The organism is Massilia sp. IC2-477 (assembly GCF_020707265.1).
Lineage (GTDB): Bacteria > Pseudomonadota > Gammaproteobacteria > Burkholderiales > Burkholderiaceae_D > Telluria.
Window position 1 is genome coordinate 286,226 of sequence record NZ_JAJFEQ010000007.1, and the last position, 12,324, is coordinate 298,549.

Consider the following 12,324-nt stretch of genomic DNA (forward strand, 5'->3'; position numbering starts at 1 on the left):
GTTCAGCAAAACCATAGCAGAAGCCTTCTCCAGGCGACGCACAGCTCACTCCAGGCGGATGGCGCTGTCGAAGATCCAGGTACGGCGGATTTCGATGACGTCGTACTGGCGCGCCAGCGCCGGCGGGAAGGGGCCGTAGGGCGCCTGGCTCGCAATAACCTTGCGCACCGCTTCATCGAGGGCGGGAACGCCACTTGAAGTCACGAACGTCACCTTTTCCACGCTGCCGTCGGCGCGCACCGCTACCGTCACGACCGGCCGCACATGCGGCTGTTTCACGAGCTCGCGCACCGTGTCGAAACTCTGGTTGAATTCGATCTTGCGGCCCATGACCAGCGCATACTGGACCAGGTCGGCGTTCGGATCGGCGCGCCCGAACAGCCAGCCGCGGCGCAGGCCGCTCACGCCCGGGCTGCGGTTGGCGGCGTCGCGCTGGGCTGCTTCCTGGTCGAGCTGCCTGCCAATCGCGCGCAAGCGCTCTTCCCGTTTCGCTTCCTGTTCGGCCCGCTCGCGCTGGGCCTGGTCCCGCTTTGCCGCTTCCAGTTGCGCCTGCTCCTGCCGGGCCTGTTCCTGCCGCGCTTTCTCACGCCGCGCAGCCTCCAGCTGCTCCTGCCGGGCCAGCTCCTGCTTTGCTGCTTCCTGCTTGGCAAACTCCTGCCGCGCCGCCTCACGCCGTGCAGCCTCCAGCTGCGCCTGCCTGAGTTGTTCCTGACGCTGCATTTCCTTCTGCTCCGCTTCCAGGCGAACGGCTTCGGCGCGCTCGTGCTCGCGCCGTGCGCTCTCCTGCCGCTGACTTTCCTGCCGGGCAAGCTCCTCGCGTTCCGCTTCCACCCGCGCCGCTTCTTTTTTTACCGCTTCCTCCCGGGCAAGCTCCTGCCGTGCCGCTTCGTGCTGTGCCAGCCTGAGTTGTTCCTGCCGCTGCATTTCCTTCTGCTCCGCTTCCACCCGCGCCGCCTCGTTGTTTGCCGCTTCCTGCCGGGCGAGCGCAAGCAGCCGCTCGCGCTCGCGCGCCTCCTGCTCCACTCGGCGCTGCTCGGCGTCATCGGGCTGACTGGAGGGCATGTCGACAACGCGAGGGGTGTCTGCCTGCCTGACTGTGGCTACGCTGGTCTCGGTCGCCGGTCTGGCGAGCCGGGGCGCTGGTGCTGGTGCTGGTACTGGTACTGCCACCGGTGCGGCATCCTTGATGACAGGAGAAGGCAGCACGGGCGGCGCCTCAGCCAGCACCACGCGCAGCTCATGCGCGCCGAGGCGCCGCTCTTCCCATGGAAAGCGAAAGCCGGGAAGGCCGAAGCCACTACCCACGCTCAGGCTCAGGAACATGGCATGCACCAGCACGGACACCAGCAGCGCAATGCGCATGCGCCAGGGAAAACCGTGCGGTGGGAGAGCCGTGATCGAGCGGTGCATGTGGCGGGGATGAGGGATGCCAAAAGGCAAAGAATCCGACGATGCTAACACAACAACAGAGCGGTAAAACGTCCAGCGTCGGCTGCCCGCCACGGAAACAATTCGTGGATTTGCGGCGCCCGCCATTCGCTATACTTGTTCCGATATGGCCAGTCTTTCGCTCTCCCCTGCTGCCTCGTTCCCGGCCGAGCGCCGCCTGCCCGGCATCCTGGTCACGGTCCTCGTCCATGCGGCCCTGATCCTGGCCTGGCAGCTGGCACGCACGCTGCCGCCCTTGCCGGCCCGTCAGGAAGGCCCGGCCATGCAGTGGCTCCGGCTGCCGCCCCTGCTACTCAAGCACGAGCAGGGGCCACGCCCCGTCGAGGCACGCCGGCCTTCCGCGCCGCCGCCGGTCCGTCCCAACGCGACTCGTCGCATGACACCCCCAACTGCATCCGGCGCGACTGCGCCGACAGCTGCGCCCCAGGAAGCGGCGCCTGCTCCAGCCCCATTGCCCGAGGCGACGCCTGCACCGAGCACCGCAACCATCCTGGAAAACGCGCGCCGCAGCGTCGGCAGCATCGACCGCGCCCTGCGCAAGGAAGCCAAGCCGCTCATCGTGGCCCCGCCGGACAGCCCGGAACTGCGCATGCGCCAGGGAATGGAACAGGCGCGTGCGCTGGCGCCGACCCGGATCTGGGAAGCGCCGAAAGTGGAAGAACTGGTGAACAACACGGGCGACGGCGCGCGCCGCACGCGCGTGATCACGGGACGGGGCACCTACTGCATCACGGAGCGCTCGCCCGCGACCAATGTCGAGATGATCGAAATGCACGGCAAGATCAGGCTGACCAACTGCCCGTCGCCGGAAGAACCTGCCAAGCGCCAGGAGTGGCGCACGGCGCGTGACTGAAGAAGGCGGCCCTAGCGGGCGAAGATGATGGCGCCGTGGGTGCCGGCATCGCCTGCGCTCCTGGTCCGTAGCTGGCGCGGCCCCTGTGCCAGCACGCGCATTGCTACCGCTTCGGGCACGCGCTCGTCGCGCAGCAGGGCCAGCGCCCAGTCGCGGCCGCACTTGCGTTCGAGCTTCAGGGCGGCCTCCACGATCGCATCGTGGATGCGGTTCCTTCTGCGGCAACCGGATACCGACACTGGTTTAGGATGCGGCTCAGCCGGCCCCGCGCCGTTGGCGCCGCGCTTCTGCTCCGTCAACAGGACCCTGTCTGCGATTTCTCTCGGAATATTTTCCCGGTCCAGATAGGCGCGCGCCTCCTCCAGACCCAACATTTCCTTGTAAACCAGGGCGACGTCGATATGCTGCGAAATCAGCTTTTCCTGGCGTACGTCGTTTCTCATCAAAGTCCCCCTCAGGCACGAGATCAGGCGTATCGCTTGTTGTGGCTTATCTGAATAATTCTACAGGGACAATACCGGTACACAATAGGGGGAACAACTAAAAGATACCCCTAATGGCGTGCCTGGGCGCTTTATGCTAGCTGCTTACCGATGCAGGATCGAACTTAAGCTTACAAGCCCTTGACATCGTTTTACATTCGGCAACGTTTCTTAACTAAAGCGCTATCTAGAATGCTTGGCCATGAGGACCAAGCCAGCCACGGTAACGCCAGCACATCGCCGCATCTTCCGCCCTTCGCCCCTGGTCCGCGCCGGCGTCTGGCTCGCCGCCATCCTGCTGTTCTGCCTGAACTACTGGATCAACCGCTACTTCGGCAGGCCCGATATCGACCAGATCGTGTACCACCTGCAGTTCGGGACCCAGGGCTTGGAAGCAACGGATACGCTCATCGTCCGGCGCTTCGTGCGCTGGAGCGTCCTGATCCCGGTGGTCTTGCTCGCCCTGGTGCTGCTGGCCGAACGCTGGGCGACGGCTCGCCGTTACCGTGTCATGCTGCGAGCCCGCCCCTATCTGCCGTCGCTCGCATTGTGCGCTGCCATTCTGCTCTGGCTGCACCAGCTTTCGGTGGTCGACTACGTCGCCTCCAGCCTTGGCCCCGACTACTTCTCCAGGCATTACGTGGAAGCTTCCACCGTCAGCGTCCAAGGCAGCCGGCCCAGGAACCTCATCCTCATCTACGTCGAGAGTCTGGAGGCTGGCTACGCCGATGCGCAGGTCTTCGGGGACAACCTGATCGCGCCCCTGACCAGCCTCGGAGCCAGCAGCTTCGGCGCCTATGAACAGGTGCCGGGCACCAGCTGGACCATCGCCGCCATCGTCGCCACCCAGTGTGCGGTCCCGCTCAAGCGGATCACGGTCTTCGACGAGAATACGCAGGGAGAACTGGTTCCCTCCTTCCTGCCGAACGCCACCTGCCTCAGCGACATCCTGGCCGCGCATGGTTACCGCAACGTGTTCATGGGCGGGGCGTCGCCGAGGTTCGCCGGCAAAGGCCGCTTCCTGCAGGCCCACAACTACCACGAGATCCATGGCAAGGAAGAGTGGCAGGAACAGGGCGTGCCTCAGGAGCGGATGAATGGATGGGGACTGTTCGACGACGAGCTGTTCAGCCGCGCCCTCGCACGGCTCGACCAGCTACATGCCGCAGGCCGCCCCTTCAACCTGACGCTGCTGACCGTGGATACCCATGAACCGGCCGGCCACCTGTCGCGCAGCTGCGCACGGCGCGGCCATGCCGGCTTCGACGGCGTGGTCCGCTGCACCGCGGCCGAAGTGGCGGCCTTCGTACGCGACGTGCGCGCACGCGGCTATCTGAAAGACACCAACATCGTCATCCTGGGAGACCACCTGGCACGCCGCAATCCGCTTTCCGACGCACTCGAACGCGTCCCAAAGCGCACCCTGTTCAACGCCTTCATCGGCGAGGATGTGCCGGCCAGGAACCGCGAGCAGCTGGTGCACTTCGACCTGCTCCCGACCATCATCGAGTTCAGCGGCCTGCGGGTCGGCGGCGGCCGCCTCGGGCTCGGCTACAGCGGCTTCAACCGGCACCCCGCACAGCCGGAACCGGACCGGCTGGCCGCGATGCGCGCGTCCGTGCTGAACCCCTCCGCCACCTATCGCTCGCTGTGGGTCGCGGCGCCGGCCGCCTACAGGCCGAGCTGCGTCAGGATCGCATCCTTCATTTCCTGCAATGCCGGCTCGGACACCTTGCGCGGATGCGGCTGCGCGACGGCGAACACGGAGCGGATCGTGGTTGGGCGTGGCGACAGCACCACCACGCGGTCGGCCAGATAAAGCGCCTCTTCCACATCGTGGGTGATCAGGATGACCGTGTGGCGCTCTTCGCGCAGGATGCGCAGCAGCTCGTTGCGCATTTTCAGGCCGGTGAGCGCGTCGAGCGCCGAGAAGGGTTCGTCCATCAGCAGGATGTCGGGCTTGACCGCCAGCGCGCGCGCGATCTCGACGCGTTTGAGCATGCCGCCCGAGAGCTCGTGTGGATGCGCCTTCTCGAAACCCTTCAGGCCCACCACCTCGGCGTAGTGGTCGGCGGTTGCTCTCTTCACCGCATCGTCCTTGCCGGACAGGCCGAACATCAGGTTCTCGCGCACCGTCAGCCAGGGGAACACGGAACCGTGCTGCGAGATGACGATGGCGTTCGGCGAAGGTTTTGTCACCGGGACGCCGTCGATTGCCACCGCGCCGCTGTCGGGATGCTCGAAGCCGGCCAGCAGCTTCATGAGGGTCGACTTGCCGCAGCCCGACGGCCCGACGATGGCCACGAATTCGCCCGGCGCCACCGCGAGGTCGATACCGTCCACCACGGGCAGCGACTTGAAGGTTTTGCGCAGTGCGCGGATGTCGATCTTAGCGTCCATAACGCCACCTCACTCCCTTGAGTCCTTCCAGCCGGCGCATCAGGACGTCGATGGCCAGGCCGATCAGGCCGATGATGATCATCGCCGCGACCACCAGGTCGTAGCGGTTGCCGGCATTGCGCGAATCCATGATCAGGTAGCCCAGGCCCGAGCTGCGTACGATCATCTCGGCCGCCACCACCACCAGCCAGGCCACGCCCAGGCCGATGCGCATGCCGGTCAGGATCTCGGGCAGCACGGCCGGCACGATCACCTGGCGAAACAGCTTGGCGCGCGGGACGCCGAAGTTCTCGGCCGCGCGCAGGTAGCGGGCGTCGATGGCGTGCACGCCGGCCGAGGTCTGCAGGATCATCGGGAACACCGAGGCCAGGAAGATCAGGAATACCGGCGACATGTCGCCCACGCCGAACCACAGGATGGCGATCGGGATCCAGGCGATCGGCGAGATCGGGCGCAGGATCTGGAAGATCGGGTTCAGCGTGTGATAGGCCGCGTCCACGCGCCCCATCCACAGGCCGAGCGGCAGCGCCACCAGCACCGCGATCAAAAAGCCGGTGGCCACGCGCAGCAGCGAAGCCCCGATGTGCTGCCACAGCGTGCCGTTCCGCGCCAGTTCCAGCGTGCCGGCGGCCACCTGCCCCGGGGTCGGGAAGATCACGCTGCCGCTTTGCTCGACCACGACCCACCAGATCGCGACCACGGTGGCGAGCACCAGCAGCGGGGGCCAAATCCTGTTCAGTCTATCCATCGCTTATGTATTCATGAGGGAGTGAAGGCGCCACTTCAGGCGCGGCAGGCCGGCGGCGGGTGCATCGATCACCAGCACGGTCATCCTGCCGCTCGCGTGGGCGGTGCAGTCGAAGGGGTGTTCGCCGGCCTGCCCAAAAGGCAGGCGGAAATCCTGGCCCGGCATGATGAGCACGGGACCGAACATCTGCGGCACCGTGTCGCTGTTGCGCAGCAGGAGCACGTCGCGCACGCCCAGGGTCAAGGTCACGTGTTCGGGCAGGATGCTGGTCTTGTCACCCTTCATGCGGCGCTCCCAGGTGCCCTTGGGAATCTCGAACAGCAGGTCGCGCGAGCCCGCATGCAAGGGCGCGAACGCGGCCCAGGCCATCGCTGCAAGCAGCAGCGCAAGGACGATGATGATACCGGTCCGCTTCTTCATCTATTCAGCGGCGAGCACGTTCACGTCGTGCACCATTTCGTCAGCCGGGCGGCCGAAGGGCATCAGGGCGCGCAGCATGCCCTTCTTGTCGATGAAGTACAGGTAGGACGAATGTCCCATCTGGTAGCCGCCCTGCCCTGCCGGCGCCGGGAACCTGGTCGCCGTGATGCCATAGTCCTTGCGGATCGCCGCCATTTGTTCGGGCGTGCCGGTCAGGCCAATGAAGCTCTTGTCGAACTGGGCCAGGTAGGACTTCAGGCGCGCGGGCGTGTCGCGCTCGGGGTCGACCGAGATGAATACCACCTGCAGCCGGTCGGCATCCGCGCCCAGTTTCTGGCGCGCCTGCGCCAGCATGGCCAGCGAGGCCGGGCACACGGCCGGGCAATGGGTGAAGCCGAATTCCAGCACCACCACCTTGCCGCGCAAGGCCGACAGGCGGAAGTCGCTGCCGTCAGCCGCCTTTTGCACGATCTCGGGCGCAGGGCGCGCCGGCGAGAAGGTGCCGGACTTGAGCGCAGGGGCTGCGTTCACCGCAACGGCGCTCAGCAGCAAGGCTGCGAGGACGACGCGCTTCACAGCGCCACCTTCACGGATCGGATGTTCTTCACGAAGCTCTCGTCCACGTACTGCTCGTAGCGTATCGGGCGCTTGAGCGTGCCCGCCTGCACCGACAGCTGCATCAGTTCATCGAATTCATCGCGCAGCATGCGCAGGTCGCCGTAGGTGACGCGGTCGCTCGGGTTCTGCATGACGAAGCGGATGATGTTCGGGTCCTGGTTGAAGAACTTGCGGTCGGCCGCGATCACGGCCGCCTTGTCGCGGTTGGCGGGCGAGGCGTCGAGCCAGCTGCCGGCCGCCTGCACGTAATTGACCAGCTCCTGCACCGCCGGACGGTTGGTGCGGATCAGTTCCTCGCGCACGGTCAGCACGCAGCAGATGTAGTTGCGCCATTCGTTGCGCGTCATCGACAGCGGACGCGCATAGCCGGCGCGCTGGGCCGCCGCGCCGAAAGGCTCGCCGGTGCAGTAGCCGTCCACCGCGCCGGCGTAGAGCGCGGCCGGCATGTCGGGCGGCGCCATCTCGATGATCTGGATGTCCTTCGCCGACATGCCCTCGCGCGCCAGCATCTTGCGCAGGAACAGGTAGTCCACCGCGAAGCGGCTGGGGATGGCGATGCTCTTGCCGCGCAGGTCGGCGAACCGGCGGTAGGGCGCATCGGCGCGCACCATGATCACCGCGCCCGAACGGTGCCCGAGCGAGACGATCTTGAGCGGGATGCGCCAGTCGGTCAGGTCCATCACCAGGGGCGCCAGCATGTAGGCCGCCTGGATGCGGCCCGTCATGAGGGATTCCTTGATCTCGGGCCAGCCGGAAAACTTGTTGTACTCGAAGGCGGTGAAGGGCGCGCCAGGCTTGCCGTCGGCAGCGGCCTTGGCGCGGCAGGCGATCGGCAAGGTCAGGTTGCAGGTGACGGGCAGTCCGCCGACCTGCAAGGGGCCAGCCGGGGCCGCGGCGCTCGCGCTTGCGCCCATGCCCACCAGCGGCAGGCTCAGTGCGCTGCCGAGCAGCTGGCGCCGGCGTGGAGAATGTTCATCCATAAAACGCTTCCTGCTACGGCTAGATGTCGAGGTGGGAAATGAGGAGCTTGCGCTGGGCGTCGCCCTCGCCCGCCTCGCCGTTCGCACCCTGGGTGCCGAGCGAGATCCCGACCGACATGATGTCGATCAGCAGCAGCTGCAGGATGCGCGAGATCATCGACAGGAAGGTGGTGCTGTCCTCGCTGTGGTCCACCGCCAGGCACACGGTCGACTTCTTGGCCAGCTGCGACTTGCTGCTGGTGATGGCGATGACATCGGCGCCGGCGGCGCGCGCGGTGTCCACCGCTTCCAGCAGTTCGGGCAACTGGCCGCCGGTGGAGATCGCGATCACCACGTCGCCCGGTCCCAGCAGGCCGGCAGCCAGCGTAAACAGGTGCGAGTCGCCGTACAGCGCGGCCGGGATGCGGAAGCGGAAGAACTTGTGCTGGCCGTCCAGCGCCACCGCGCGCGCATTGCCCATTGCGTAGAACTCGACGCGGCGCGCGCGCCGCAGCAGCTCGATCGCGCGGTCGATCGCGTGCACGTCCAATTGGTCGCGGAACTTCAGGATCGCCGACACCGTATTGTCGATCACCTTGGCCGACAGGTCGTGGGTGCTGTCGCTCATGCGCACCTGGCTGTGGCGCACCGGGATGGTGCCGGTCAGGCTGCCCGCGAACTTGAGCTTGAACTCGGCCAGGCCCTGGAAGCCGAGCGAGCGGCAGAAGCGGATCACGGTCGGCTGGCTCACGTCCGCCAGGCGCGCGATCTCGGCGATCGGCTCGGACAGCACCTTGCGCGGATGTTCCAGCACCAGCGCGGCGACGCGCTGCTCGGCCGGCGACAGTTCGTGGCGCAGCTGCTGTACACGGTCCATCAGGGTATTCGCGCCGCTGCGGCCGCGCAGGTGTTCCGACAGGATGCGCGAGACGCCGTGCAGGGCCGGATTCGGCGTCATGATCACGTAGGTCGGGATCTGCGCGATGTAGTCGGTGAAGCGGCCCTTGGCCTCGAAGCGGGCGCGGAAGGGCGAGCTGGCGAACCACTCGGAAATGCGCGGCACGATGCCGCCGCCGATGAAAATGCCGCCAAAGGCGCCCAGCGTCACCGCCAGGTTGGCCGCCGCCCCGCCCAGCATGCCGGCAAAGGTCTCCAGCGTTTCCAGGCACAAGGCATCCTTCTGCTCCAGGGCGCCGCTGACGATGTCGGCGGTGCTGCGCGCGGGAGCCTGGACGCCGTTGCGCTTGGCCAGCGCGCGGTACATCAGTTCGATGCCGGGGCCGGAGATCAGGCGCTCGTTCGACACGTGCGGCCACTCCTGCCAGGCGTACTGCAGGATCGCGAATTCGCGCTCGTCGGCCGGGGCGAAGTTGACGTGGCCGCCCTCGCTGCCCAGGGTCACGAAGCCGTCGATGGTCGGGATCACGCCCGATACGCCCAGGCCGGTGCCCGGACCGAGCACGCCGGCCACCGCGTGGCTCTGGGGCGCCCCGCCGCCGATCTGCAGCAGGTCCTTCGGCTCGAAGCCCGGCAGCGCCATCGCCAGCGCCGTGAAGTCGTTGACGATCAGGAGCGTCGACAGGCCGAGCGTGCGGCGCACCTCGTCGGTCGAGAACTGCCAGTCGCGGTTGGTCATGCGAATGAAATCGCCGCTGATCGGATTGGCCAGCGCGAAGGCCGCATGGTTGATGCGCACGCCTCCGGTCTGCGCCAGGTAGGCGTGCAGCAGCGGCACGATGCCGCTGTAGTCGTCGCAATGCAGCACCGCGACCTGGCGCAGCACGCCGGGCGCGGTCTCGAGGCCGAAACGCGCGTGGGTCGCGCCGATGTCCGCGAGCAGGCGCGGCCCGTCGGCGAAGGCGGCGCGGGAGGGTTTCAGGTCGGTGTCGGGTTCAACGGTCATCGCGATAGGATACCATTGAATGAATGGCAAAAATACGTCGTGTCGCTCGTAGGGTGGGCGGCTCGTGATTCGGGCCACTGGTCCGAATCACCCCACGCGGTGATAGTTCAGCAAGATCGTCGTGTGCGGTACCGGAGCCGATACCAATTACCGCGTGGGCGGGAGACCCGCCCACCCTACCGCACCAGACCTTTCAGCAACGCGCGGTGGAACTGTGCCGGATCCTGCATCTGCGGCGCATGGCCCATCTCCGGGAAGCTGACCAGGGTCGCCTTCGGGATGCTTTGCGCAGTGCGTTTGGCCAGTTCCGGATAGTTGCCCAGCTTCGGGCGCAGCGCTTCCGGCGCTGCGTCCTTGCCGATCGCCGTGGTGTCCTTCAGGCCGATCATCAGGAGCACCGGCATTTTGAGCAAGGGGAATTCGTACACCACCGGCTGCGTGTAGATCATGTCGTACAGGAGCGCCGAATTCCAGGCCACGAGCTGCTTGCCCGGCCCGCGGTACATCCCCGCCAGCATCTGCACCCAGGGCTCGTATTCCGGCTTCCAGGTGTTCACGTAATAGGTCGATCTCTCGTAGTTGCGGATGCGCTCCGCGGTAGTCTGCAGCTCGCGCTCGTACCACTTGTCCACGCCCAGCGAGGGCACGCCCAGCGCCTTCCAGTCTTCCAGGCCGATCGGGTTGACCAGCACCAGCTGCTGGGACAGTTCCGGATACAGCAGGCCGTAGCGCACCGCCAGCATGCCGCCGGTCGAGTGGCCCATGACGATCGCCTCCTTCACGCCGATGGCCTCGAGCAGCGCGCGCGTGTTGGCGGCCAGCTGCTGGAAGCTGTACTGGTAGTGCTGGGGCTTGGTCGACTTGCAGAAGCCCACCTGGTCGGGCGCCACCACGCGGTAGCCGGCCGCGCTCAATTCCTTGATCGTGCCTTCCCAGGTCGCCCCGCAAAAGTTCTTGCCGTGCATGAGCACGACGGTGCGGCCGTTCGGCTTGGCCGGCTTGACGTCCATGTAGGCCATCTGCAGCTTGACGCCCTGCGACGTGAAGGCAAAGCGCTGCACCGGATAGGGGTACGCGAAGCCTTCCAGTTCCGCGCCGTAGGCCGGCTCGTCGGCGGCCTGCACGGGAACGGAAGAAGCGAAGGCAAGCGCTGCGCACAGCAGCGTGCGGGAGAGGCGTGTCATGAGGGGCATGGTCGGCAAATGCTGGGTTGGCGAAGCAGCCAGTCTAGCCGAAACGGCGCCGCCGCAGCGGACGCCCGGCCCTCAAGGATTCCCGGGTTGTTCGGGCTGCTCGGGGCGCTCGCGCCGGCCCTGGTCCGCGTCCGGCCTGCGCAGCGGAATGCGGACCGTGAACTCGGCGCCCTTGCCCGCTCCTTCGCTGCGTACCTCGACCGTACCCTGATGCAGCGAGACGATTTCCTTGACCAGGGCGAGGCCGATCCCGAGCCCGGCCGTCCGGTCGGCACGGCCGCCCTCGGCCTGGGTGAACACGTCGAAAATCTTCGGCAGCATGTCCGGCTCGATGCCCTTGCCGCTGTCCTTCATGTAGCAGATGAAATGGGTCTGGTCGACGGTGGCGGTGAGCCAGACCTCGCCGCCCTGGGGTGTGAACTTGACCGCGTTGTTGAGCAGGTTGACGAACACCTGCTGGAGGCGGCGCGCGTCCACCTCGATGTCGATCGGCAGCGGCGGGAAACTGCGGTGGATGGCGATGCCCTTGAACTGGGCCGCCGTCGCGCAGCTGTCGACCGCATCGTTCAGCAGGGCCTGGTATTCGACCCGCTCGTAACTGATGCTCATCTTGCCGGAATTGACGCGGGCGACGTCGACCAGGTCTTCGACCAGGCGTTCCAGCAGGCCGAGCTGGCGCTCCATGACCTGCAGCGGGCGGTCCATGGCGGCGGCGTCGCGCGCCTGCATGCGCATCAGCTGGACCGCCGTTTTCAATGGCGACAGCGGATTGCGCATCTCGTGCGCGATGGTGCCGAGGAACACGTCGCGCTCGGCTTCGCGTTCGCTGGACGCCTTCAGCTCGTTCTCGAGATAGCGCGTGCGCACGCGCAGGTGGGTGGCGTCGCGGAAGATCTTGACGTAACCCGTCACCCGCCCGCCCTCGCGGTGCAGCGGCAGGCTGACGCCGCTCGACCAGAACCAGGAACCGTCGCGCCGCATGTGCCAGCGCTCGTCCTCGCCGACGCCGACCAGGGCCGCGGTGCTCGCCTCGTGCTCGTGGAGCCTGCGTTCGCGGTCTTCGGGAACGAACAACATGGCGGTCGGCTGGCCCAGCACCTCGGGTGCGGTCCAGCCGGTGATGAATTCGGCGCCCGAGTTCCAGCCCGTGATGCGCAGTTCGGCATCGTAGAACATGATGCCGTACTGGCGGGTCTTCTCGAGCAGGAGGACGTGCAGGGCCTCGGCGTCCTCGCGTTTCCAGTACAGGGATCCGGTGTCGGTCATGTCGACGTTCAGTTCGATAATCTCGGAACCCCA

11 protein-coding genes and 1 pseudogene are annotated in these 12,324 nt (G+C 66.6%); 2 read left to right on the forward strand and 10 right to left on the reverse strand.

What is annotated here, in order from left to right; all coding sequences use genetic code 11:
- Positions 1-45 precede the first annotated feature (45 nt).
- A complete protein-coding gene (locus LK542_RS16500; protein WP_227812717.1) occupies positions 46-1,536 on the reverse strand; it encodes a TonB C-terminal domain-containing protein in 1,491 nt (496 codons plus the stop codon).
- Positions 1,537-1,555: 19 nt separating this feature from the next.
- Here LK542_RS16500 and LK542_RS16505 point away from each other — a divergent pair, with 19 nt between their 5' ends.
- Positions 1,556-2,302 (forward strand): hypothetical protein, encoded by a 747-nt coding sequence (locus LK542_RS16505; protein ID WP_227812718.1) that lies wholly within the window; start codon positions 1,556-1,558, stop codon positions 2,300-2,302.
- Positions 2,303-2,313: 11 nt separating this feature from the next.
- On the opposite strand, the gene LK542_RS16510 is transcribed toward LK542_RS16505, so the two are convergent.
- Positions 2,314-2,745 (reverse strand): hypothetical protein, encoded by a 432-nt coding sequence (locus LK542_RS16510; RefSeq protein ID WP_227799544.1) that lies wholly within the window; start codon positions 2,743-2,745, stop codon positions 2,314-2,316.
- A gap of 550 nt (positions 2,746-3,295) precedes the next feature.
- Between LK542_RS16510 and LK542_RS16515 the strand changes: the two are divergent.
- Positions 3,296-4,282, forward strand: a pseudogene (locus LK542_RS16515) (sulfatase-like hydrolase/transferase); the annotation flags it as partial.
- Between the two features lie 173 nt (positions 4,283-4,455).
- Here the strand turns inward: LK542_RS16515 and LK542_RS16520 are convergent.
- The 8 genes from LK542_RS16520 to LK542_RS16555 form a co-directional block, all read right to left on the reverse strand.
- A complete protein-coding gene (locus LK542_RS16520; RefSeq protein ID WP_227812719.1) occupies positions 4,456-5,184 on the reverse strand; it encodes an ABC transporter ATP-binding protein in 729 nt (242 codons plus the stop codon).
- Complete coding sequence (locus LK542_RS16525) at positions 5,174-5,932, reverse strand: ABC transporter permease (RefSeq protein ID WP_227812720.1); 759 nt, start codon at positions 5,930-5,932, stop codon at positions 5,174-5,176. Before LK542_RS16525 ends, LK542_RS16520 begins: the two co-directional genes overlap by 11 nt.
- A 3-nt stretch (positions 5,933-5,935) precedes the next feature.
- Entirely contained in the window at positions 5,936-6,352 is a 417-nt protein-coding gene (locus LK542_RS16530) for a hypothetical protein (RefSeq protein ID WP_227812721.1), read from the reverse strand.
- A complete protein-coding gene (locus LK542_RS16535; RefSeq protein ID WP_227812722.1) occupies positions 6,353-6,928 on the reverse strand; it encodes an SCO family protein in 576 nt (191 codons plus the stop codon). It lies immediately after the preceding gene.
- On the reverse strand, positions 6,925-7,950 hold the full coding sequence (locus tag LK542_RS16540) for an ABC transporter substrate-binding protein (protein WP_227812723.1): 1,026 nt from the start codon (positions 7,948-7,950) through the stop codon (positions 6,925-6,927). Before LK542_RS16540 ends, LK542_RS16535 begins: the two co-directional genes overlap by 4 nt.
- A 19-nt stretch (positions 7,951-7,969) precedes the next feature.
- Entirely contained in the window at positions 7,970-9,832 is a 1,863-nt protein-coding gene (locus LK542_RS16545) for a glucokinase (protein ID WP_227812724.1), read from the reverse strand.
- A 176-nt stretch (positions 9,833-10,008) separates the two neighbouring features.
- Positions 10,009-11,025, reverse strand: a complete 1,017-nt coding sequence (locus tag LK542_RS16550) for an alpha/beta fold hydrolase (RefSeq protein WP_374040151.1) — start codon at positions 11,023-11,025, stop codon at positions 10,009-10,011.
- Between the two features lie 72 nt (positions 11,026-11,097).
- On the reverse strand, positions 11,098-12,291 hold the full coding sequence (locus tag LK542_RS16555) for a PAS domain-containing sensor histidine kinase (RefSeq protein WP_227812726.1): 1,194 nt from the start codon (positions 12,289-12,291) through the stop codon (positions 11,098-11,100).
- Positions 12,292-12,324 lie beyond the last annotated feature (33 nt).